The sequence below is a fragment of the Bradyrhizobium sp. CCBAU 53338 genome, assembly GCF_015291665.1.
Taxonomy (GTDB): domain Bacteria; phylum Pseudomonadota; class Alphaproteobacteria; order Rhizobiales; family Xanthobacteraceae; genus Bradyrhizobium.
Map to the genome: position 1 here is coordinate 6,441,130 of NZ_CP030048.1, position 23,476 is coordinate 6,464,605.

General features: G+C 64.8%; 17 protein-coding genes. 12 read left to right on the forward strand and 5 right to left on the reverse strand.

Annotated elements, in window-relative coordinates; genetic code table 11:
- Positions 1-12: 12 nt before the first annotated feature.
- Positions 13-1,041: a glycosyltransferase family 2 protein gene (locus tag XH90_RS30250; protein WP_194477909.1), complete on the reverse strand. Its 1,029-nt coding sequence runs from the start codon at positions 1,039-1,041 to the stop codon at positions 13-15.
- A 385-nt stretch (positions 1,042-1,426) separates the two neighbouring features.
- Between XH90_RS30250 and XH90_RS30255 the strand changes: the two genes are divergently transcribed.
- The 4 genes from XH90_RS30255 to galE all read left to right on the forward strand — a co-directional run bounded on the left by XH90_RS30255 (position 1,427) and on the right by galE (position 5,998).
- Entirely contained in the window at positions 1,427-1,600 is a 174-nt protein-coding gene (locus XH90_RS30255; protein WP_246755627.1) for a hypothetical protein, read from the forward strand.
- Between the two features lie 297 nt (positions 1,601-1,897).
- On the forward strand, positions 1,898-4,189 hold the full coding sequence (locus XH90_RS30260; protein WP_194477910.1) for an exopolysaccharide transport family protein: 2,292 nt from the start codon (positions 1,898-1,900) through the stop codon (positions 4,187-4,189).
- Positions 4,182-4,988 (forward strand): WecB/TagA/CpsF family glycosyltransferase, encoded by an 807-nt coding sequence (locus XH90_RS30265; RefSeq protein WP_194477911.1) that lies wholly within the window; start codon positions 4,182-4,184, stop codon positions 4,986-4,988. The genes XH90_RS30260 and XH90_RS30265 overlap by 8 nt, the downstream gene beginning before the upstream one ends.
- Positions 4,989-5,005: 17 nt before the next feature.
- A complete protein-coding gene (galE, locus tag XH90_RS30270; protein WP_194477912.1) occupies positions 5,006-5,998 on the forward strand; it encodes a UDP-glucose 4-epimerase GalE in 993 nt (330 codons plus the stop codon).
- Between the two features lie 13 nt (positions 5,999-6,011).
- Here galE and XH90_RS30275 read toward each other — a convergent pair whose 3' ends face one another.
- A complete protein-coding gene (locus XH90_RS30275) occupies positions 6,012-10,127 on the reverse strand; it encodes a GAF domain-containing protein (protein ID WP_194477913.1) in 4,116 nt (1,371 codons plus the stop codon).
- Positions 10,128-10,423: 296 nt separating this feature from the next.
- Between XH90_RS30275 and XH90_RS30280 the strand changes: the two genes are divergently transcribed.
- Genes XH90_RS30280 through XH90_RS30290 form a run of 3 tightly spaced genes read left to right on the forward strand, consistent with a single transcriptional unit; the run spans position 10,424 to position 13,666 of the window.
- Positions 10,424-11,476 (forward strand): Ldh family oxidoreductase, encoded by a 1,053-nt coding sequence (locus XH90_RS30280; protein ID WP_194477914.1) that lies wholly within the window; start codon positions 10,424-10,426, stop codon positions 11,474-11,476.
- Positions 11,477-11,497: 21 nt separating this feature from the next.
- On the forward strand, positions 11,498-12,865 hold the full coding sequence (locus XH90_RS30285; RefSeq protein WP_194477915.1) for an LLM class flavin-dependent oxidoreductase: 1,368 nt from the start codon (positions 11,498-11,500) through the stop codon (positions 12,863-12,865).
- A gap of 15 nt (positions 12,866-12,880) precedes the next feature.
- A complete protein-coding gene (locus XH90_RS30290) occupies positions 12,881-13,666 on the forward strand; it encodes a fumarylacetoacetate hydrolase family protein (RefSeq protein WP_194477916.1) in 786 nt (261 codons plus the stop codon).
- An 11-nt stretch (positions 13,667-13,677) separates the two neighbouring features.
- Here XH90_RS30290 and XH90_RS30295 read toward each other — a convergent pair whose 3' ends face one another.
- Positions 13,678-14,595 (reverse strand): LysR family transcriptional regulator, encoded by a 918-nt coding sequence (locus tag XH90_RS30295; RefSeq protein WP_194477917.1) that lies wholly within the window; start codon positions 14,593-14,595, stop codon positions 13,678-13,680.
- A 143-nt stretch (positions 14,596-14,738) separates the two neighbouring features.
- Between XH90_RS30295 and XH90_RS30300 the strand changes: the two genes are divergently transcribed.
- Complete coding sequence (locus XH90_RS30300) at positions 14,739-15,080, forward strand: hypothetical protein (RefSeq protein WP_194477918.1); 342 nt, start codon at positions 14,739-14,741, stop codon at positions 15,078-15,080.
- Positions 15,081-15,133: 53 nt separating this feature from the next.
- The gene (locus XH90_RS30305; RefSeq protein ID WP_194477919.1) at positions 15,134-15,637 is read left to right on the forward strand and encodes a hypothetical protein; all 504 of its coding nucleotides are present in this window, start codon (positions 15,134-15,136) and stop codon (positions 15,635-15,637) included.
- 25 nt (positions 15,638-15,662) lie between these two features.
- Here the strand turns inward: XH90_RS30305 and XH90_RS30310 are convergent, their stop codons facing one another.
- Complete coding sequence (locus XH90_RS30310; RefSeq protein WP_194477920.1) at positions 15,663-16,118, reverse strand: Lrp/AsnC family transcriptional regulator; 456 nt, start codon at positions 16,116-16,118, stop codon at positions 15,663-15,665.
- Positions 16,119-16,271: 153 nt separating this feature from the next.
- Between XH90_RS30310 and XH90_RS30315 the strand changes: the two genes are divergently transcribed.
- Together XH90_RS30315 and iaaH are read left to right on the forward strand one after the other, a co-directional pair.
- Positions 16,272-19,721, forward strand: a complete 3,450-nt coding sequence (locus XH90_RS30315; protein WP_194477921.1) for an indolepyruvate ferredoxin oxidoreductase family protein — start codon at positions 16,272-16,274, stop codon at positions 19,719-19,721.
- 74 nt (positions 19,722-19,795) lie between these two features.
- Positions 19,796-21,220 carry an indoleacetamide hydrolase gene (gene iaaH, locus XH90_RS30320; RefSeq protein ID WP_194477922.1) on the forward strand — a complete coding sequence of 475 codons (1,425 nt, stop codon included), beginning with the start codon at positions 19,796-19,798 and terminating at the stop codon, positions 21,218-21,220.
- A gap of 19 nt (positions 21,221-21,239) precedes the next feature.
- On the opposite strand, the gene XH90_RS30325 is transcribed toward iaaH, so the two are convergent.
- Positions 21,240-22,151 (reverse strand): LysR family transcriptional regulator, encoded by a 912-nt coding sequence (locus XH90_RS30325; protein ID WP_194477923.1) that lies wholly within the window; start codon positions 22,149-22,151, stop codon positions 21,240-21,242.
- Positions 22,152-22,290: 139 nt separating this feature from the next.
- Between XH90_RS30325 and XH90_RS30330 the strand changes: the two genes are divergently transcribed.
- The gene (locus XH90_RS30330; protein WP_194477924.1) at positions 22,291-23,442 is read left to right on the forward strand and encodes an HlyD family secretion protein; all 1,152 of its coding nucleotides are present in this window, start codon (positions 22,291-22,293) and stop codon (positions 23,440-23,442) included.
- The last annotated feature ends 34 nt before the right edge of the window (positions 23,443-23,476 follow it).

The following is a 23,476-nucleotide window of genomic DNA, read 5'->3' on the forward strand; positions in this document are numbered from 1 at the left end:
GACGCAAAGGCGTCAGGAAACGATCTTCGAAGCCTCATAGGGCTTCGGGTCGTAACCGAAAGCCGCGAGCGCAGAACCGACGGCCATCAGCACGGGGTGCATCGCGACCACCGCTTTCGACGACGTCAGCAGGCGGGCCGAGCGCACCAGCGACAGCGGCAACCGTACCAGCGCCTGCGCAAACAAACGCGCTCGCGCTGCCGCACCCCGCGCAGCCTTGACCTGCACACGATAGTTGATCACTCCGATGCGCAGACTGCGCTTTGCGATCCAACCCAAGGCGGTTCGATTCTGGGGCACAGTCTCGGTGATGACCGCTTCCGCGGTCCAGTGGAAGACCATGCCGGCATCGCGGCCACGATTGAAAAAATCGCAATCGCCGCCACCGAGAAAATTGAACTGCAGGTCGAAGGCTGGGCTGCCGAGCCGCTCGAAAGCGGCGCGCGTGACCAGGCAATTGCCGCAACCGTAGATCAGCGGCACGGCACCGGTGTAATCATAGGCCGGACAGAAGGCGGGATGACGCGCGAGCCAGGGCTGGCTGTCATCGTCGAACACCGGCAGCACCGGTCCGCCGACCACGTCGGCACCGGTCGCCTCCGCGGTGCGAACCATCAACTCGAGCCAATCGGGCGAAGCGATCTCGTCGTCGTCGATCATCAGGAAGCGGGTCGCGGCGGGAAACACCGCCTGCGCCGTCTCGAACGCGGCGTTGATCGCCTGACAATTGCCCTGTCGCTTCTCGACCAGGCATATCCCCTGGAGTTTGCCGGCGGCGAGATATTCCGCAGCAACGGGCGCACTGGCGCGCCCTGCCGCATCGTTCTCCACCATCACCACCGCGAAAGAGCGCGGGGTGCGCTGACTGACCAGCGAATCCAGCGTCAGCCGCAGATGATCGGGACGGCGGAAGCAGGGAATGCAGACGACGATGCCGACCGAGAGGTCGATGACGCGCGAACTCGCCGCGATCTCCCGGTTGGGATCGCGCAACGTTTCCAGGATCCGGCTGGCGGATAAATCTGTCGGGATCAGCGTCATCGCGTTCTCAATGCCTGAGATATGTTGAAAAAGCCCTGCGTGCATTGTGCCATGTCGGCACGCCCGCACGGGACAGATGCGTCCCGGAACGAGCGTACCGCAGGAGCGCTCAAACTGCACCGCGACCCCGATCTCCCGACGCTGGGACGCTTCGTCATACGTTTAACCGCTTTCGCGTGTTTTCCCTGCGAATTCCTTCGCGCGTGATACTGCAATTCGCAGTCCATCACGCGTCAACAGCGCAACATGAACGATGCCGTAGTTAACGTGGTGTCCGATTAACCCGGTCGTAAGCACCGTGATCGGGATATCCGGCGGCATCAGATTTGCTCTTCGAGATCGCGGGATTTTTCCTGTAATTTGTAGAGAACAAGCCGGTCGGAAAATGAACAAGTCAGCCACGATCGATCTCGCGACCGAAGCGCCGACCCACACCCAAGCTCTGCTCGATCTTGTCGGCGGCGAGGCCCGCGACAGCCTGCTCGGGATCCACAAGGTGCTGCCGCGCGGCACCGACGTCCGCCGCGGCGATCATCACGTCATCCCGCGAAGGATCTGACGGCCATGCGTGCGCAACCCGGCCTTCACGTCGCGAAGCCGCACGCGCGCGCGCCGCTGGGCACGCCTGGTAACGAACCGTTAATCATCGCGGGAGCGCCGCCGCCGAAGCGGCACAACGACGCGGCAAATGGCGGCCTGCGCTTAAACGCTTTGTTTGCCATTTCGGTGAATAGTCCCTCAATGAGTATGGTTAATTTTCCCTGTTGCGTTGATTGCGCACCCATATCCCCGGTGCGAGGCGTAAAGCGAAGAGTAACCCCTCAGCCCGCGGCCGTTGGAATGAAAGCTGGGGACTATGCTTGACTATAACCATCCGATTGATCGGGCCAAAAATCCGACCGTATCGGAAGCCCCGCAGCGCAGACCCGAGGCCAGCTTCAACGTGCTGGAGCTCGTCAGCCTGCTGTGGCGGCGCAAGATCGCGATTGCCTCCGCGGCACTGATCGGCGCGTGCCTCGCCGTCACCGTCGGCAAGAGCCTGACACCCCGCTACACCGCGACCGCCCAGCTCTATGTCGACCCGCGCGAGCTTCAGCTCGTCGACCGCGAGCTCACGCCGCGCGCGCAGGACGTTTCCGGCATGTCCATGGTGGTGGAGAGCCAGGCCCGCCTCATCACCTCCAACAGCGTGCTGTTGCGGGTGATCCAGCAAGCGGGTCTGGACAAGGATCCGGAATTCGGCGGTGGCGACGGCAGAACCTTGACATCGTCCCTGCTCGGCCTGATCGGCCTCCATGTCCGCGCGCCCTCCGCTGCGGAGACCAGGGAGGTGCAGCTCGCGGCCCTCGACGCGCTGAACAAGCACATCACGATCCGCAAGACCGACAAGAGCTTCATCGTCGACATCGAGGTCTGGTCGATCGATCCGGCGAAGGCGGCGATGCTCGCCAACACCCTGACCAACACTTATCTCACGGAGTCCCGCAACTCCCAGGCTCTGGCGGCGCGGCGCGCCACCAGCGAATTGTCGGGCCGGCTGAAGGAGCTGCGCGAGCGGCTGCGCAACGCCGAGACCGCGCTCGCCACCTACAAGGCCCAGAACAATTTCGTCGGCACCCAGGACTCGCTGATCTCTGATCAGCAGCTTTCCTCCAGTAACCAGCGGCTGTCCGCGGCCCGCGCGGCCACGATGGACGCACAGGCGCGGCTGGACCAGATCGAGGCGAACAAGCGGACCGCCGCGGATGCAGGCGCGATCCCCGAAGCGCTGCAGTCGCCGACCATCGCCAATTTGCGGGCGCAATATGCCGACGCCCGCAAGAAATATGCGGAGCAGACCGCCGAACTCGGCCCGCGTCATCCCGCGCTGCGCCAGACCGAAAAGCAGGTCGAGGATCTCAAGCGCACCATCAACGAGGAGATCGAGCGCTTTGCTCTTTCAGCCAAGAACGATCTGACGCGCGCCCGCGACTACGAGGCGTCGCTCAACCGGGCGCTGGAAGTCCAGAAGCGGCAGAGCGTGCAGCTCAGCCAGGCCGCCGTGCGCCTGCGCGAGCTCGAGCGCGAGGCCGATGCCAGCCGCGACGTCTACCAATCCTTCCTCAAGCGCTCGCGCGAGACCGAGGAGCAGGAGACCCTGAACACTTCGGCGGCCCGCGTCATCGGCGAAGCCACGGTGCCGCAGCGCCGCTCGTTCCCGCCGGGAATGAGCCTCTTCGCGATGATCGGATTCATCTTCGGCGCGCTCGCAGCCGCCTGCTGGTTCGTCGCGGCCGAGCATCTGTTCAACGGCGCGTCCGCCCCCGAGCCGGGGCGCCGCGAGCGCACGCCTACGCATGACGTCATGCGGCCCCAGTCCGAAGCCGCCGCGCCCTCACCTGCGCTTGCGCTGGTCGAGAAGCCGCTGATCGCCCGCCTCCAGGAAGCGGACGTGATCCGCACGCTCGCCGCCATTCTCGCCACAGGCGGCGGTGTTGACCTGACCCGGGTCGGCTGGCCGACGCTGCGCCCGGGATTCCCGCTGACGACCCTTCTCAACGCCCTGCGCGACATGCGCGCCGCGATGGCGCGCCGCGCCGGCGGCAAGACCATGCCGGTGATGGCGCTGGTCGGCGCCGGCGACACCACCGGACGCAGCGTGACGGCATTGAATTTCGCGCTCGCCGCCGCGCGCGACGGCAGCCGTGTCTTGATGATCGATGCCGACCATCAGGCACAAACACTCTCGCGCAAGATCAATCGGCCCGGCAAGAGCGAACCCAGCAAGCTTGGCTGGCTCTCGATCGGCAACAAGACGGTGCGCGAGATCAGGACCGTCAACGGCATCTCGGTGCTGCCGGCGACCGAGAGCGACGCCGGCAGGGCTGCTGACGCCATCCGCAAGGCGATCGCGCAGGCGCGCTCGGCCGGCGGCTACGACCTCGTCATTCTCGACGGCCCCGCGATGCCGTTCTCCACGGCAGGCCGCAAGCTGCTCGACGGCACCGATGCGCTGGTCGCGGTGCTGCCGACCAGCCTCGACATCAACGACAGCATGGAAGACATCCTGTCCGCGCTCGGCACCGCCCAGCGCAAGCTCGTCGGCGTCGTGCTCGACGAGCTCACCCCTGCAACCCAAGCGCGCCAGCGAGGCAAACAATATGCTTGAGCGCCGCATCAATTTCGAAGGCCGGGCCGCAACATCCGAGGTGCCGCGGATCACCGTCGGCGGCCTTCGCATGGCCGCACTCGATCTCGAAGCGACTGCCGACTTCATGATCGAGGCAACCGATCGGGCTCACCGCATCGGGCGGCCACTGTACCTGACTTCGGCCAATGGCGAGGTGCTGGCGCGCTGCTCGACAGAGCCCCAGACCGAGCGCCTGTTCCGCGCGGCCGATCTGATCAATGCCGACGGTCAGCCACTGGTGGCGGCCTCGCGGCTTCAATCCTGGTTTCCGCTGCCGGAGCGCGTCGCCACCACGGATCTGTTCCATGTCGTCGCGCGCAAGGCGGAAGCCGCCGGCCGCACCTTCTACATGTTCGGCGCCAGCGAGGAAGAGAACGCCGCCGCCGTCAAACGCGTTCAGAACATGTATCCGCAGCTCAAGATCGTCGGGCAGAGCCATGGCTATCTTCGTGACGAGGCGTTGCGCGCCAAGGTCGAGGAGATCAATGCTCTCGCACCTGACTTCCTGTGGGTCGCGCTCGGCGTGCCCAGCGAGCAGGCTTTCGTCGAGGAATACACACCGCTGCTGACCAATGTCGGCGTCATCAAGACGTCGGGCGGCCTGTTCAACTTCCTGTCGGGCAGCCGCGCACGCGCACCGCAATGGATGCAGAAACTCGGGCTCGAATGGGCCTGGCGCACCTGGCTCGAGCCTCGCCGCCTGTTCTGGCGCTATTTGACCACCAACCCCCGCGCGATCTATCTTCTCTTCAGCCGCAACCGGCCCGTCAATCGCTGAAAGAGTAGAAGATCCACATGACCGATCGACCGACAGTCCTCGTCACAGGGGGCGCGGGCTATATTGGCTCGCATGCCTGCCGCGCCCTGGCCGCTGCCGGATATCGGCCCGTCGTTTATGACAATCTTTCGACAGGTCATCGCAATTTTGTGTCGGGGGAACTGGTCACGGGCGATCTGCTCGATGGTGCAGCACTGGCGCGCACCTTTGCCGAGCACAAAGTGACGGCCGTGATGCATTTCGCGGCAGCGAGCCTCGTCGGCGAGTCCATGACCGACCCGCAGAAATATTACGTCAACAACGTCCAGGGCACGCTGTCGCTGCTGCAGGCGATGCGCAACGCAGGTTGTCATCGCATCGTGTTCTCTTCCACCGGCGCCGTCTATGGCAACGCCGATTCCAAGGAACTGCCGGAAGATTTTCCCTGCGCACCGATCAATCCCTACGGGGCGTCGAAGTGGATGATCGAGCGCATGCTCGCCGACTACCGCGCAGCTTACGGCTTCGGCGCGTTCTGCCTGCGCTACTTCAATGCCAGCGGCGCCGATCCGGCCGGCGGCATCGGCGAATTGCGCGACAACGAGACCCATCTCATTCCGCGCGCCATGATGGCGCTGCAGGGCCATGTCGATTTCGCCGTGTTCGGCGATGACTACGATACGCCCGACGGCACCGCGATCCGCGACTACATCCACGTCACCGACCTCGCCGCGGCGCATGTCGCGGCGTTGAAGCTGCTGGAGGCGGGACATGCCGGCGGCAGCTTCAATCTCGGCACCGGGTCAGGCTTTTCGGTACGCGAGATTCTCGACGCCATCAGGCTGGAGACCGGGCGCGAGGTGCCGCACACCGTCAAGCCGCGCCGTGCCGGCGACCCCACCTATCTCGTCGCCGACGCCGCTGCCGCACGCAAGGTTCTCGATTTCGTGCCGCGCCATTCCGACTTGCCGACCGTGATCCGCACCGCCTGGGCCTGGCACCAGAAGGCGCATCCGTTGAGGGCGCGTTAAGCGACGGCGGTGGTCAGATAGCAGCACGTTTCGGCCGTAGCGCCGCGGCTTCGTCCACGGCCGTATCCGTCTCCGGCTGGAGCGGCGGTGCGACGGCAAGCTCCATCGGTCGCAGCAACTCGGCCATCTGCTTCGCCGGCAGCGGCTTGGAGATCAGGAAGCCCTGCATCTCGTCGCAGCCATGGGTGCGCAGGAAGACCTCCTGCTCGGCATTTTCGACGCCCTCGGCGACCACGGTCATGCCGAGCGCCTTGCCCATGCTGATGATGGCCTGTGCGATCGCCTGATCCTCCGAATCCTGCGGCAGGTCGCGCACGAAGGAGCGGTCGATCTTGATCGTGTCGATCGGGAAATGCTTCATCAGCGACATCGACGAGTAACCGGTACCGAAATCGTCGATGGCAAGGCGGATGCCGCGGCTCTGGATGGCGTCGAGCACCTTCAGCGCGCGACCGACATTGCGCATCATCATGCTCTCGGTGACCTCGAGCTGGAGCAGCACCGGCGACATGCCGGAGGCTGCCAGCGCCTCGTCGACGTCCTGCAACAGATGCTCGTCGGCAAATTGCCGCGGCGACAGGTTGACCGCCATCGACACGGGCAGCAGGCCGCGGCGCTGCCAGGCCATGGCCTGCGCGCAGGCCTCGTTCAGCACCCAGCGGCCGATCGGCACGATCAGGCCGGTCTCCTCCGCAAGCGGAATGAATTGCGCCGGCGAGACGTTGCCGAGATCGGGATGATTCCAGCGCAGCAGCGCTTCCACTCCGGTGATCTGGCCGGATTCCATGTCGACCTTGGGCTGGTAGTTCAGCGAGAACTGCTCGCGCTCCAGCGCGCGGCGCAGCGCGCTTTCGAGCGACAGCCGCTCGATCGACTGCGTCTTCACTTCCTTGGAGAAGAAACGATAGCCGTTCTTGCCGTCCTCCTTGGCGAGATACATCGCCATGTCGGCGTTCTTGGTCAGGGTCTGCGCGTCGGCACCGTTGGCCGGGTACATCGCGATGCCGATCGAGGCCGTGGTGTGACACTCGTGGCCGGCGAGCTCCATGGGCTCGGCGAGCGCCGCGAGCAGGCCGGTGGCGATGCGCTGGACGTCGTCGATCTCGCCGCACTGGTCGAGGATCACCACGAACTCGTCGCCGCCGAGGCGTGCGACCACGTCGCTTGCCCGCAGCGCGCCGCGCAGGCGGCTCGCGACCTGGAGCAAGAGCAGATCGCCGGCCTCGTGGCCCAGCGAGTCGTTGATGACCTTGAAGCGATCGAGGTCGATGAACAGCACGGCAAAGCGGTGATCGCGGCGCTCAGCCGTTTCGATCGCCTCGCGCAGCAGCCCGTTGAAGGTCTCGCGGTTCGGCAGATCGGTCAGGCTGTCATGCGAGGCGAGATATTCGATCCGCTCGTCAGCCTTGTTCTTCTCGTCGGCGCGGTCGAAATTCTCCATCGCGAAGGCGACGTTGTCGGCAAGACGCTGCAGCAGCTCGACGAACTCGCGGGTGAACGTATCCTGCTCGATAGACATGTAGATCATGACGCCGACCGCCCTGTCGTGCGTGATCAGCGGGAACGCCGCGCCTGAGCGCGCGCCGTCGCCCTGGAGGACGGCATGGAATGCGCTCACGCGGTTGTCGTTGACATAGTCGTTGCTGATGCAGGGCTGCCTGGTGCGGAATGCCGTGCCGCTCATGCCGCGGCCTTCGGGCCGGCCGGAATCGATGGAGAGACGAACGTTCCGCGTGGTCTCGGCGGATGGTCCCGCGGTCGCAACGATCTCGAGCTGATCGGTGTCGGCACTGGCGAGCGCAATGGTCGTCGAGGTGAACTTGCCGCCGGTCGACGCGGCTTGACACACCAGCTCGAACAGCTCGGTGCGGGACTTGGCGCGCACGATCGCTTCATTGGTGTCGCTCAGCGCTGCGAACATGCGCGTCAGGCGCTCCTTCTGCGCCTCGGCCCGCGCGCGCTCGTCGGCCCGGTCGAAATTGTCGAGCGCAAAGGAGACGTTCTCCGCGAGGCGTCCCAGCAGCTGGATGAGATCTGGCGTGAAGGTGCCTTCGTCCGGCGAGAGGAACAGCAGGACGCCGATGGCATCGGTGCCGTTGCTCAGCAGGGGAAAGCAGCCGCCGGATTTCGTGCCCTGATCGTGCGCGATCTGGTGCCAATGCGTGGTGCGGATGTCGGTGAGGATCTCGTTGGCGACGCAGGGCGCCTTGGTGCGGAAAGAGGTTCCGGCCAGCCCCCGCCCCAGCGGCTCGTCGGCCGAGGTCGCAAATCGCCATTTCTCGACGTGGCTGCGGCATTCGCCCTTGGTGACGGCAATGTCGAGATGGCGCCCCGTCTGGTCGACCAGGGCGATGGTCGCGGAGGAAAAGGTGCCGCCAAGCACCGCTGCTTCGCACACCGCTTCGAACAGTTCGGTGCGGGTCTTCACGCGCATGATGGCTTCGTTGGTCGCGCTCAGCGCCTCCAGCATGCCGCGCAGGCGATTGCGCTGCATCTCGGCTTTCGCCTTCTCGTCGGTGCGATCGAAGTTCTCGAGCGCGAAGGCGACGTTGGCCTGGAGCCGTTGCAGCAGCTCGACGAACTCAGGCGTGAAGGTGCCGCGTTCCGGCGAGTTGAAAAGAAACACGCCCTCGATACGGTCGCCGTTGAACAGCGGCAGCGCTGCGGACGATCCGATACCGTTGCGGCGGGCGTTGGCGTGCCATGGCTTCATCCGGTCGTCAGCCAGCACATCGTTGCTGATGGCAGGCCGGCGCGTGCGGAACGCCGTGCCGGTCAGCCCGCGCCCTTCGGGCACCTGGTCGGAAATCGAGAACTTCGAGCTGCGAACGATATCCGCGTTCGGACCATAGCAGGCGACGACGCGAAGCAGCTCGGCATGGCGGTCGACCAGCGCGATGTTGGCCGAGGTGAATTTGGCGCCCTTCGCGGTTGCTTCGCAGACGAGGTCGAACAGCTCGGCCCGCGAATGCGCACGCAGGATCGCCTCGTTGGTCGCGCTCAGTGCCGCATACATGCGCGCGAGGCGCTCCTCTTCCTCGGCAATCCGCGCCTTCTCGGCCTCACGGTCGAAATTGTCGACCGCAAAGCAGACGTTCTCGGCGATGCGCAGCATCAGCGCGACGACTTCCTCGTCCTTGGCCCAGGACTGGCTAAGGAAGGAGAGGATGACGCCGATGCTTTGGCCGTGCTTGACCAGCGGCGCCGCCACAACTGCGGCGACGCCGGTGTTGAGATTGGGCTGCTCCCAGGGCGTTCCCTTGGTGCGGCGCGCGAGATCGCGCTCGACGACAGGCTTCCGGGTTCGGAACACCTCGCCGGAAATGCCGCGACCGTAGGGATTGTCGGGATCGGCGGAGTAATGGGTCCGCGCAACGATCTCCAGATTCTCACCGGTGCCCGCGACGGGCTTCAGCCAATGCGAGTCCTGCTCCTTCAGCAGCACGAAAGTCGCCAGCGACTTGCCGCCGTGCACGGAGGCGTCGCAGACGAGCTGATAGAGCTCCTGCTCGGTTTTCGCCCGCAGGATGGCTTCATTCGTCGCGCTGAGCGCGCCGAACATGCGGTTGAGCCGCCGCGTCGCCCGCTCGCTGTTCTGCCGCGCCGTCTCGCGCGAGAAATTCTCCAGCGCATAGGAAATGTTGGCCGACATGCGGCCGAACAGCGACACCATCTGCTCGCTCAGCGAGCCGGCCTCGCTGCGGGTCACGAACAGCACGCCGACGCTTTTGCCGTTGCACAGAAGCGGCAGCGCCGCCGCGGCACCGATATTCGCCTTGGCCGCGCCCTCACGCCATGCCAGCGACCGGGGATCGTTCAAATAGTCGTTGCTGATGCAGAGCTTCTGGCTGCGAAACGCCTCGCCACCGACGCCCAAGCCCTCGGGCGCGTCAGCCTGGGTGGTGATCTTGATCGCGCGCAGGCGCGCCACGTCGTCACCGCGCCCGGCGGCAAAGCGCAGATGCTGGCCATCCGGCTCCACCAGGAACACGGCGACGGCCATGAAGTCCCCACTCGAAAACCCGGCGTCGCAGACCATCTGGTACAGCTCGTCCGGCGATTTCGCGTAGAGGATCGCCTCATTGATGGCGCTCAACGCCGCAAAGGTGCGCGCGAGTGTCGTCGGCACGATCTCAACTCCCGGGCATTTCTGCCGATTTCTCCCGGGTGCCTTGTGAACCGACATCGCCTAAGTGGTCGTTATTGCGGCAAGGAAACCGCCAATCACAGTGAACGAGAGGCGAATGACTGTCGGGAAACGTCCGGGAATACCGTCTCGCGGGAGGAATCTTCGACGAAAGGCGTGCTCTCTTTACGAATTTGCAGCCCTGTATTGGTTTACGGGAGATTGATATCGCAGCTCCGCTTTGAGACCATGGCGTCCAACAAGCAGCCCCTTAAGGGCATGAAAGCCGAGGGAACGCCATGCCGATCGTTAGGGCCGACCGCCTCACACGCGTCAGCGCCGCGTTGCTCCGTGCCGCCGGCGCCTCCGAGAACGAAGCCGACGCGGTCGCCGTCGGCTGCGTCAACGCCAATCTCGCCGGCCATGATTCACACGGCGTGATCGCGATTCCCACCTATATCGACCGCATCAAGGCCGGGCACATCGCCCCAGGCGCCACCTGGACCATCGTGCAGGAATCGCCGACCACGACCGTGATCGACGGTCATTGGGGTTTCGGCTTTCACGTCAACGCCAAAGCGATGGCGCTGACGATCGAAAAGGCGAAGACGGCGAACGTCGCTGCCTGCACCGTGTTCCGGCAGAGCCATGTCGGCCGCCTCGCCGCCTATCCGCTGATGGCGATGCGCGAGGGCATGATCGGGATTGCGACGGCCGACTCCGGCCGTTCGCCGAAGCACGTCGCGCCGTTCGGCGGCAAGGAGGCGCGGCTTGGCACCAACCCGATCTCGATCGCGGTGCCGTCCGACCTCGATGCGCCATTCTACCTTGACATGGCGACGTCGGCAGTTGCCGCCGGCAAGATCCAGCTCGCGGTCGCGCGCGGCGAGGAGATCCCCACGGGGTGGATCATCGATGCCGAGGGACGGCACACCACCGATCCCACGCAATATCGCAAGGGCGGCGCGCTGCTGCCGCTCGGCGGGACCGAAGGCTACAAGGGCAGCGGACTTGCCGCGATGGTCGAGGTGCTCTGTGGCCTGCTGACCGGTCTCGGCTTCGGGGTCGAGCCGACGGGACGTCACAATGACGGATGCTTCATGGCGGTGTTCAACGTCGCCGCGTTTCGCCCGCTGAAGGAGTTCAAGCGCGAGGTTGCGGAGTTTGCGCGCTATCTGAAGTCGACGCCGCCCTCCGAGGGCAGCAGGGGCGTCTATTATCCCGGCGAGATCGAGGGCTTGCGCGAGCAGCAGCGCTTGCGCGACGGCATCGAGGTCGAGGATGCAACCTGGGAGAGGCTGCGCGCGCTCGCACGCGAATACCGGCTCGACACCGTCCTCGATCTGTCCTGACACCATTCGGAGAACAGCAGCATGAATCGGCAGATGGTCCTGGTCGGATTCCTACAGGCGCAGAACTGCACGAACTTGCCGAGTTCGTGGCGGCATCCGGACTCCCGCTCGGATTCGATGTCCGCGGATTATTACCAGGAGATCGCGCGGATTCTGGAGGCCGGAAAGTTTCACATGGCCTTCTTCGACGATCGCCTGGCCATGCCGGACCGCTACGGCAACGACCACGCCCACACCGTCGAGTACGGCATTCGCTGCGTGAAGATGGACCCGCTGATCGTGCTGACCACGATGGGCATGGTCACCGACAAGCTCGGCTTGGGGGCGACCTGCTCCACCACTTATTACGAGCCGTTCGACGTCGCGCGCCGCTTTGCCACGCTCGATCTGATGTCGGGCGGGCGGGCGGGCTGGAACGTCGTCACGTCGCTCAACGACGGCGAAGCGCTCAACATGGGGCGGGATTCGCATCCCGAACACGATTCCCGCTACGACAAGGCCGACGAGTTCATGGAGGTCGTGCTCGGCCATTGGGACACCTGGGAAGACGGCGCCCTCATCATGGACAAGAAGAGCGGCCGCTTTGCCGATCCGAGCAAGGTGAAGCGGCTCGACCACAAGGGCGCAAACTTCAAGTCGCGCGGGCCGTTCACCGTGCCGCGCTCGGACCAGGGCCACCCCGTCATCATCCAGGCTGGCGCATCCGGGCGCGGCCAGCGCTTTGCCGGACGATGGGGCGAAGTGATCTTCACCGCCGCGCGCAATCTTCAAGGCGCCAAGGACGGCTATGCCGCCGTGCGCAACGAGGCCGCCAAGGCCGGCCGCGATCCTGATCAGATGTTCCTCTGCAATCTGACGACGCCGGTCTGCGCGGCAACCAAGGCGGAAGCCGAGGACAAGATGGCGCTGATCAACAAGCTGCCTCTCGAGATAGACGCGCTGTCGCTGCTCGCCGAAGCGCTCAATTACGATTTCTCCTCCAAGGATCTCGACGAGCCGCTCACCACGGACGAGCTCAAGAGCATGCAAGGCATTCTCGGCATCCGCGACGGCGTACTGAAGACTTCAGGCAAGAGCAATCCCAGCGCGCGCGACTTCGTCACCTTCTCCGGCCGCGGCCAGGTACATGACGTCATGGTCGGCGGCCCCAAGGAAATCGCGGACAAGCTGGAAGAGATGTTCGTCGAGCGCGGCTGCGATGGCTTCGTCATCGCCGCCACTTACGTGCCCGGCTCCTATGCAGACTTCGTGCAGCACGTCGTGCCGGAATTGCAGCGCCGCGGATTGTTCCAGAAGGAATACCGCGGCAAGACGCTGCGGGAGAATCTCGGGTTGAAGCGCCCGGCCGCTGGCGCGTGGAAAGTACAGCCGCGCGATGCTGCAGAATAGCGACGAGGACAGATCATGCGCTGGCTGAAATTCACCGCCTCCGGCAAAACCTCCTGGGGGATCATTGAAAGCGACCAGGTGATCGCCGTTGACGGCGATCCCTTCGGCGAATGGCAGCGCACCTCGCGCAGGCATTCGCTGGCGCAAGTGAAGTTCGAGCTGCCGTTGATCCCGCGCACCTTCTATTGCGTCGGCCTGAATTACCTCAAGCATCTGAAGGAAGCCGCCGACAAGGCCGGGACCGTGCCGGCCGTGCCTGATCGCCCCGAGATCGGCTACCGCGCCCAGAACGCGCTGATCGCACATGGCGAGGACGTCGTGATCCCGTCGTTCGCGACGGAGAAGATCCATTACGAGGGCGAGCTCGTCGTCGTCATCGGCAAGAAGGTGAAGCACCTGACCGAAGCGAACGCGATGGATTGCGTGTTCGGCTACACCATTGGCAACGACGTCAGCGAGCGCACCTGGCAGAAGGCCGACCGCGGCCTGTGGCGCTCCAAGAACGCCGACACGTTCAAGCCGATGGGACCGTGGATCGAGACCGAGGCCGATCTCGCCAAGATGGAGACGGTCGTCCGCGTCAACGGCAAGGAAACCAACCGCTTCCACACGAACGACATGATCTTTGGCGTGGTGCCGTTTCTGGTCGAGCTGACCAAATATTTTACGCTGTGGCCCGGCGACGTGATCTGGATGGGCACCGATGGCGCTTCGCCCGACATCAAGCACGGCGACGTCGTGGAAATCGACATCACCGGCGTGGGCACGCTTCGGAACCGGTTTGTGCGGGAGCGGCAGTAGACACTGCCGGATCAGCGCGCTGCCGAGCGGATCTTCACATGGTCGATAAAGGCGCGCAGCTTTGGCATGATTTGCCGATGGCTCGGATAATACAGGAATACACCCGGCGTCATCGGCGCGAATTTCTCCAGCACGCGGACCAGCTTTCCCGTCGCGATGGCGCCAGTGGCCAGCGGCGCGGGCACTTGCGCCAGCCCCACACCTTCGACCGCGGCTCCGAGCATCGTCGGGAAGTCGTAAGCTATGAAGGGTCCCGACACCGCGATCTCGACCGAACGGCCGCGGTCGTTGAGCGACCATGATGCGAGAGCACCGTTTGATCGCCGCAATCGCAAGCAGGCGTGCGCGCGGAGATCGTCTGGGCGCTCGGGCCGGCCTTGGCGGGCAAGGTAGGCGGGGCTGCCCACAACGATGAGGGGCAGCGGCTTCGTCAGCCGCACCGCAATCATGTCGGGCGTGATGAACTGACCCATCCTGATGCCGGCATCGAAACCGCCGGCCGCAAGGTCGACCAGCTCTTCGCTTGCGGCAAGCTCCACCTCGATCTCCGGAAACGCCTGGCAGAATGAAGCGATCAGCGGCTCAAGCAGAATCGGCACGACCGAACGTGGCACGGTTAATCGCAACAGCCCGGCCGGCCGCTGTCCGAGCTCGCGGGCTGCCCCGCTTGCCGCGACCAGCTCCTCGAAGGCCGGTCGTGCGCGCGCAAAGAAACGCTCGCCGGCTTCCGTCAGGCCGACGCTGCGGGTCGTCCGGATGAAGAGCGCGGCGCCCACGCGCGCCTCGAGCGTCCGGACCGCCTGACTGATGGCAGACGGTGTGACCCCAAGTTCGGCGGCCGCCCGACGAAAGCTGCGGTGCTGGGCCACACTGAGGAAGGCCTCGACGCCGTCGAGCGCCCCCTGCCTGACTGTGAAGTTCTGCTTCATGGCCCGTCAACATTATCGCGAATGGTCGCTCACGGAAAGAAGCTCTACATCCAGACTGCAAGTGACCCGCGCACCGGAGCAGCGAAACCGATGAAGGCAACGCCGCGCTGGCGCTCAGCCTCACACTGACAGGTGTTATCGCCATGACCGATCCATCCCTTGCCCAGACACAAGCGCCGTCACCCGCGACCACGGGCGTGTTGGTCATCCTGACCGTGAAAGCGGGCATCACACGCGATCAGGTGATGGCCGTCATGCCTGATGAGGTCAGGCAGACGGTGCAGCTCTATCTCAATGGGAAAATCCGCGAATGGTACTCGCGGTCCGATGGGCGCGGCGCGGTCTTCCTGCTCGACGCCAGTGACGTCGCCGAGGCGCACGCCACCATGGATGCCCTGCCACTCTCCAAACAAGAGCTCATCGACCACGAATACATCGCGGTCGGCCCGCTGATGCCGTTGCGCCTGCTCATGAGCAAGCCCTGAGTGCTCGCCGACGATCAACCGGCTTCGAACCTCCACACGAAGGACATCCGAACGTGCCCGCGAACTTCAACCTCCCGTTCGTCCTCAGTGTCGCCGGCGCCTTGCTCGCAAGCGCGGTGGTCGCTGTCCTCTACGTCTGGCCTTTTGTCCGCGCGATGCCTCGTCATGAGGCCCTGCGTCTTCTCGCGGCGTTCCATGCGTTCCGCTTCCTGGGAATGAATTTCATGGTTGCCGGCTTCGTGTCTGCGGAATTGAGGCCGGATTTCGCCGGCGAAGTCGGGTGGGGAGATCTCATCGCTGCCACCCTCGCGCTCGCTTCGATGGCGGCGCTAACCTGGCGATGGACGATCGCCGTTCCAACGGTCTGGATCTTCAACGTGTGGGGTACGCTCGATCTCTTGAATGCGTACTACGTGGGCGCGACAAGGATTCAGAACCCCGGTCTGTTTGGAGCCGGCATATATATCCCGGCCCTCTACGTACCGCTGCTGCTGGTCGGTCACGTGCTCATCTTCATGCTTCTGCTGAAACCCGGCTCGGAAGAACATGCGTCGTGATGCTCGGCACGCGAATGAGGCCGGCTCAAAACGGCAAAGCCACGCTGGTCTTGATCTCCTTCAGCACCACGTTGCTGCGGACATAGCGGATGCCGGGGATGCGGAACATGAACTCGTCGAGGAAGCGGTTGTAGGCGGCCATGTCCTGCACGACGACGCGCAGGTGATAGTCCGCATCACCGGTCGTGGCAAAACACTCCAGCACCTCGCGGCGCGTGGTGACGCGCGAGACGAACTCGTCGACGAATTTGGCATCGTGCCGCTCCAGCGACACATGGAGGATAGCCGACATCGTGAAGCCCGCCTGCTCGCGCGCGACGAGGGCGGCATAGCCGCGGATGACGCCGCTGTCCTCGAGCGCACGCACCCGGCGCCAGCAGGCAGAGGTCGACATGCCGACCTCATCGGCGAGCTGCTGGTTGGTGGCGCGGCCATCCTTCTGGAGATGCGCGAGAATCCGCGTGTCCTGATCTTCAATCATGGAGAGCCCTCAATTCGATCCAATCTACCAAAATTCAATCAATTACGCAAAATTCTACCGATTAAGCGCGAAGATCGGGATAAATAGGTAAGACCTACCAGCTTACCGGGTCTACCTTTCGCCCATTCGGCAGGATGCCGCGCGAGGTCCGCCATGGACGCCATTCCGTCACTCGACACCTACGAGCTTTCCGACCGCTACGAGCGCGAGGAGGGCCGCGTCTTTCTCACAGGCACGCAGGCGATCGTCCGCATCGCGCTAGATCAAGTGCGGCGCGATCGTGCCGCGGGTCTCAACACCGCCGGTTTCATCTCCGGCTATCGCGGCTCGCCGCTCGGCGGCATCGATCTCGAACTCTGGCGCATCCAGGAACGATTGAAGCGGGACCGCATCGAATTCCTTCCTGCGGTGAACGAGGACCTCGCGGCAACCGCTGTGCTCGGCTCGCAGCAGGTCGAAACCCAAGCCGAGCGCGAGGTCGATGGCGTGTTCGGGCTGTGGTACGGCAAGGGCCCCGGCGTCGATCGTTCCGGCGATGCGCTCAAGCATGGCAACGCCTATGGTTCCTCGCCGCACGGGGGCGTGCTGGTCGTCGCCGGCGACGACCATGGCTGCGTCTCGTCCTCGATGCCGCACCAGTCCGACGTCGCCTTCATGAGCTGGTTCATGCCGACGCTGCATCCCGCCAGTGTCGATGAATATCTCGAGTTCGGCGAATATGGCTATGCGCTCAGCCGCTTCTCCGGCATGTGGGTCGGCTTCAAGGCGATCTCGGAGATCGTGGAATCGGGCGCCTCCGTCGCGCTGCGATCGCCACGCCTCTTCCGCGCGCCCGACTTCACACCGCCGCCGGGCGGCCTGCACTATCGCTGGCCCGATCTGCCGGGTCCGCAGATCGAGGAGCGGCTCGAGGCGAAAAAGCACGCGGTCTACGCCTTCGCCAAAGCCAATCCGATCGATCGCCACATCTACGACATCCCGCACGCCACCTACGGCATCGTCACCACGGGCAAGGCACATCTCGATCTGATGGAAGCATTGCGGCTGATGGGCCTAGACGAGGCCGCCTGCCGCCGCATCGGCATCGACATCTACAAGGTCGGCATGGTCTGGCCGCTAGCCTTGCACGACGCGATGGATTTCGTGAAAGGCAAGCGCGAAATCCTCGTGGTCGAGGAGAAGCGCGGCATCATCGAGAGCCAGTTCAAGGAGTATTTTTACGACTATCCCGGCACCAAGCCCGAGCGAATGGTCGGAAAGCACGACGAGCGAGGAGCACGGCTCATCTCGTGGATCGGCGAATTGTCGCCACGCGCGCTGGCGTCCGTGCTCGCGCGCCGGCTCGATCCGATGTTTCCGGGCCTCAATCTTGCCGCGCGCGCAGCCGCGCTGTTGCCGGAAGCCGAGCGCACCATCAACGTCGCGGGCGCGACGCGTACGCCCTATTTCTGCTCGGGCTGCCCGCACAACACCTCGACCAAGGTGCCGGAGGGATCGAAGGCGCTGGCCGGCATCGGCTGCCACTTCATGGCGAGCTGGATGGATCGCGAGACATCCTCCTTGATTCAGATGGGCGGCGAGGGCGTGAACTGGGCGGCCTCGTCGCGGTTCACCGGCCACAAGCACGTCTTCCAGAATCTCGGCGAAGGCACCTACTATCACTCCGGCTCGATGGCGATCCGTCAGGCGATCGCGGCGAAAGCCAACATCACCTACAAGATCCTGTTCAACGACGCCGTCGCCATGACCGGCGGCCAGCCGGTCGACGGCCCCGTCAGCGTCCATGCCATCGCGCACAGCGTGAGGGCCGAAGGCGTAGTGCGCATCGCGCTGGTGTCGGACGATCCCACGCAATTTCTGCCTGCGGACCTGCCCAGCGGCGTCACGATCCATCCGCGCGAGGAGATGGATGCCGTTCAGCGCGAGCTGCGCGAGATCTCCGGCGTCTCCGTGCTGATCTATCAGCAGACCTGCGCCACCGAGAAACGGCGCCGGCGCAAGCGCGGGCAGATGGCCGACCCAAAACGCTTTGCCTACATCAACGACCTCGTCTGCGAAGGCTGCGGTGACTGCTCGGTCGAGTCCAACTGCCTCAGCGTCGAACCGAAGGAGACGCCGTTCGGCCGCAAGCGACAGATCAATCTGTCGGCCTGCAACAAGGATTTTTCCTGCCTCAACGGTTTTTGCCCGAGCTTTGTCACCGTCGAAGGCGCGACGCGCCGAAAGAAGAGCACCAGCCAGATCGACGCGACCGGCCGCGCCGCCACGCTTCCACTGCCCCCGCCCGCTGCGCTCGATCGTCCCTTCGATCTGCTCGTAACCGGCGTCGGCGGCACCGGCGTCATCACGGTCGGCGCCCTGATCGGCATGGCCGCGCATCTGGAGCGCCGTGGCGTCTCGGTGCTGGACTTCACCGGCTTTGCGCAGAAGTTCGGACCCGTCCTGAGCTACATCCGACTGGCGGCGAGCCCTGATGCGCTGCATCAGGTCCGCATCGACCAGGGCGCGGCAGACGCGCTGATCGGCTGCGACCTCGTCGTCAGTTCCTCGCCGAAGGCATCCGGCACCTATCGCCGCGGCACGCGCGCCGCGATCAATACCGCGGAGATGCCGACCGGGGACGTCGTTCGCTTCCGCGACGCCGATCTGGCCTCCCCTGCTCGCCTGCGTGCGATCCGCCAGGTCATCGGCGGCGACAATCTCGACACGATCAACGCCAATGCACTGGCCGAACGGCTGCTCGGTGATGCCGTCTATGCCAACATCATCATGCTCGGCTTTGCCTGGCAGCGGGGACTGGTGCCGGTCTCGCTGCCGGCGCTGCTGCGCGCGATCGAGCTCAATGGTGTCGCGGTCGAACGCAACAAGCAGGCTTTTGCCTGGGGCCGGGTTGCCGCCGCCGATCCGGACTTCCTGCCCAAGACGAACGAGGCGCCGAAGGCCGAGACGCTCGACCAGATCATCGTCAGGCGCTCCGATTTCCTCAGGGCATACCAGGACGAAGCCTACGCGGCGCGCTATCGCGCGCTCGTCGCAAAAATCCGCAACGCCGAAGCTGCTCTCAATAGCGAGGTTCTGACCGAGGCCGTCGCACGTGCCCTGTTCAAGCTGATGGCCTACAAGGACGAATATGAAGTTGCGCGCCTGCACATGCAGAGCGGCTTCCTCGATGAGCTGAAGCGCGAATTCGAGGACGGCTTCAGCGTCCAGTATCATCTTGCGCCTCCTTTCCTGCCGTCTGGCCTCGACGCGCGCGGCCGTCCGCGCAAGCGTGCTTTCGGCCAGTGGATCCAGATGCCGCTCGCGGTGCTGGCGCGGCTGAAGAGGCTGCGCGGAACGCGGTTCGATCCGTTCGGCTACACCGCTGATCGTCGCACAGAGCGGGCGCTGATTGCCTGGTACGAGGGCATCATCGCGCAAATGCCGGGCAAGCTCGACGCCACGCATCTGGCCGACCTCGTCGCCATCGCCAAAGCGCCGATGGAGATCCGCGGCTACGGACCGGTGAAGGACGTCGCGATCGCGACGGTGAAAACCGAGGTCGAGCAGTTGCTCGCGCGGTTAACTGCATCTTCGCCGGCAAAGATGCGCGCCACCGGTTGACGTGACGCCACCAAGGCTTCAGCCTTGCGTAGGAGGCGACTCCCTCATGGAGCCCCGCAATCGGGTGGCGCATCATGGATTTCGACGAGTTGACCCTCACCCAAGCCGTTGCTGAGCTCGCGGCCGGAAAAATCACGAGCCATGCGCTCACCTCTGCGGCGCTCGCCCGCGCCAAGGCCAATGCCGATCTCAATGCCTTCGTCACCCTGGACGAAGAAGGTGCGCTGAAGGCCGCCGTCGCGTTCGATGCGCAGGGCGCAGGCGCTGGAAATAGGCCGCTCGGTGGCGTTCCGATCGTGATCAAGGACAATATCGAGGTGGCGGGTCTGCCCTGCACGGCGGGAACACCGGGGCTCAAGAGCTTCGTTCCAGGCACCGACGCACCTGTCGTGGGGAAGCTGCGGGCCGCAGGCGCGGTGATCATCGGCAAGACCAACATGCACGAGCTTGCGTTCGGCATCTCCGGCTACAACACCGCGTTCAAGACCGGCGCCGAATTCGGCGTACGCAACGCCTATGACCGCGCGCTGATCGCCGGCGGCTCCTCCTCGGGCACGGGGGCCGCAATCGGCTCCCGGATCGTCGCGGGTGGGCTCGGCACCGACACCGGCGGGTCGGTGCGCGTGCCTGGCGCGCTGAACGGTTGCGCCTCGCTGCGGCCGACCGTTGGCCGCTATCCACAAGCCGGCATCGCGCCGATCTCGCACACCCGCGACACCGCAGGGCCGATGGCGGCCACGATGGCAGACGTCGCGCTGCTCGATCGCATCATCGTGGGCGGCGATGCGATTGCGCCGGCCGATCTCAGCCAGGTCCGTCTCGGCCTCGTCAAGAGCATGCTGGCCAACCTCGACGGCGACACGGAAGCGGCCTTCCATGCCGCCCTCAATCGACTGAAGGCGCAGGGCGTGACCGCGGTCGACGTCGAAATGCCTGAGCTTGCCGAGCTCAACGGCCAGGTCGGCTTTCCGGTCGCGCTGTACGAGGCCTATGATGACATGGTCGCCTATCTCAAAAGTACAGGCACGGGCGTGACCATCGAGGCGATGGTCGCGCAAATCGCGAGCCCTGACGTCAAGGGCACCTATGAGGGCCTGGTGCTGCCGCGCAAATTGCCGGCGCCCGACGGCAGCTTCGTCGATGCCAAGCCGCTCTACGACCACGCCCTCGACATCGCGAGACCCGCGCTGCAGGCGCTGTACGCACAGACTTTTGCTGGCAACAAGCTCGACGCCATCGTCTTCCCGACCACGCCGCGGGTTGCAATTGCGTCCAATCCGGAGTCCAGCAGCCTGGAGAATTTTGCATCGTTCATCCAGAACACCGACCCCGGCAGCAATGCCGGGATTCCCGGAATCCAGATTCCGATTGGGTTGGGTGAGACCAGCAAGCTGCCGATCGGGCTGGAGCTGGACGGCCCCGCGGGCAGCGACGAACGGTTGCTGGCGATCGGCATCGCACTCGATACCGTGTTCGGGCGACTGCCGGCGCCACGCTGACGGCACCGTCGTCTTGGCTTCACGAATACGGGTTGATCAGCTTCTGCTGCTCGGCGCTGTGATGCACCAGCATGTCGATGAAGGTGCGCACCTTCGCCGACAGATGATGGCGATGCGGATAGACCGCGTTCATCGACATCTCGACCGGCCGGTATTCCGGCAGCAGCCGCACCAGCCGGCCGGAATCGAGATCGTCGCTCACCAGAAATCCTGCGAGCAGGCCGATGCCGGCGCCCTCGATCACCATCCGCCGCAGCGCCTCGCCGCTGTTGGTGACGAGGCTGCCCGAGATGCGCACCGAGGCCGGCGCGCCCTTGCGATCGAAGAAGCGCCATTCGTCGCCAAACGGGTAATTCAGGTGGCGGCCGCAATTGTGCTCCGAGAGCTCGGCGAGCTGCTGCACCCTCCCGTGCTTTTCCAGATACTCGTGCGAGCAGCACAGCACGTGACGCCAGGTGGCGAGGCTGCGGACGATCAGGCTCGAATCCGGCGGCGGTGTCATGCGCAGCGCGACGTCATAGCCCTCCTCGATCAGATCGACATTGGCTTCGCCCATACGCAAATCGACCTTCACCTCCGGATAGGTCGACAGCAGCTTCGCCACGACGCCCGCCACGAACGGCACCATGTGGGTGGCGGAATGAATCCGCAGCGTGCCCCGCGGCACCGACTGCAACGCGCCGGCGATGTCGTCGGCCTGCTCGATGTCGGAGAGGATCTGGACGCAGCGATCGTAATAGGCCTTGCCGATCTCGGTGACGCTGACCTTGCGGGTGGTGCGGTTGAGCAGCCGTGCGCCGAGCCGCTCCTCCAGCGCCTGGATGTGGTTGCTCACCATGGTCGTGGACATCCCGAGCTTGCGGGCGGCGGCGGAGAATCCGCCGGTATCAACGACCCGGACGAAAGCGGTCAGGCTGGTCAGCCGGTCCATGGGCGCCTCGGATTATGCAGCAGGGGTGGACAATCATTTTGCTTTTTGGCGGATTATCACAAGCTCCGGGACAGCGCATCTTCCACTGCGACAACAGCGCCCCTTCGGAAGGGGACGTCTGGGGAATTCGGAGAGTGCCATGTCGAACGCGGCCTATACCACTGAAACCAATGACAAAATCACCCTGAAGCCGTCCCGGCGGGCGATCAAGCGGGCGGCCCTGGCGCTCGCACTGGCCCTTGGCGTCGCCGCCGTGGGCGACTTTGGCTACAATTACCTGACCACCGGCCGCTACCTGGAAACGACCGATGACGCCTATGTGAAGGCCGATTCCACCATCATCGCCCCGAAGGTCTCGGGCTACATCGCCCAGGTGCTGGTCGGCGATAACGAGAAGGTCCGGGCCGGCCAGGTGCTGGCCAGGATCGACGACCGCGATTTCAAGGCCGCGCTTGGCCAGGCCCGCGCCGACGTCGCCGCAGCCGAAGCCTCGGTCCGCAACCTCGATGCCCAGCTCGAACTGCAACAGCCGATCATCGAGCAGAGCACGGCCGACGTGGCCGCTGCCGACGCCAATCTGAAATTCGCGCAGGAAGAGCGCGCCCGCTACGACGACCTCATGAAGTCGGGCTCCGGCACGATCCAGCGCGCGCAGCAGACCGATGCGGCGCTCCGCGCCAGCAACGCGCAGATGCAGCGTGCCAAGTCGGGCCTGGTCGCCGCCGAGCGCAAGGTCGATGTGCTGACAACGCAGCGTGCGCAGGCCAGTGCGCAGCTCGATCGCGCGCGCGCGGTCGCGGACCAGGCCGAGCTGAACCTGTCCTACACCGAGATCACCGCGCCTGTTGACGGCACAGTCGGCGCCCGCTCCTTGCGCGTCGGACAGTACGTGCAGGCCGGTACGCAATTGATGGCGGTGGTTCCGCTCGATGCGGTCTACGTGGTCGCGAATTTCAAGGAGACCCAGCTCACCCATGTGCGCGCGGGTCAGCCGGTCGAGCTTCACGTCGACAGTTTTCGCAATCGCACGCTGCGCGGCCATGTCGACAGCCTTTCGCCGGCCAGCGGTCTTGAATTCGCGCTACTGCCTCCCGACAATGCCACCGGCAACTTCACCAAGATCGTGCAGCGCGTGCCGGTGAAGATCGTGCTCGACGACCACAGCCTCACCGGCCTGCTGCGACCCGGCATGTCGGCGGTGCCGACGGTCGACACCAAGGCAACAGTGGTGGCTGAGCGAGAGACCACCAAGCGCGTGGCCGACAACGCGCCGCGTCCGAACGGAGGCTGATGTCGCGGAGGGTCGCGGCGGGATTATCAAGTCC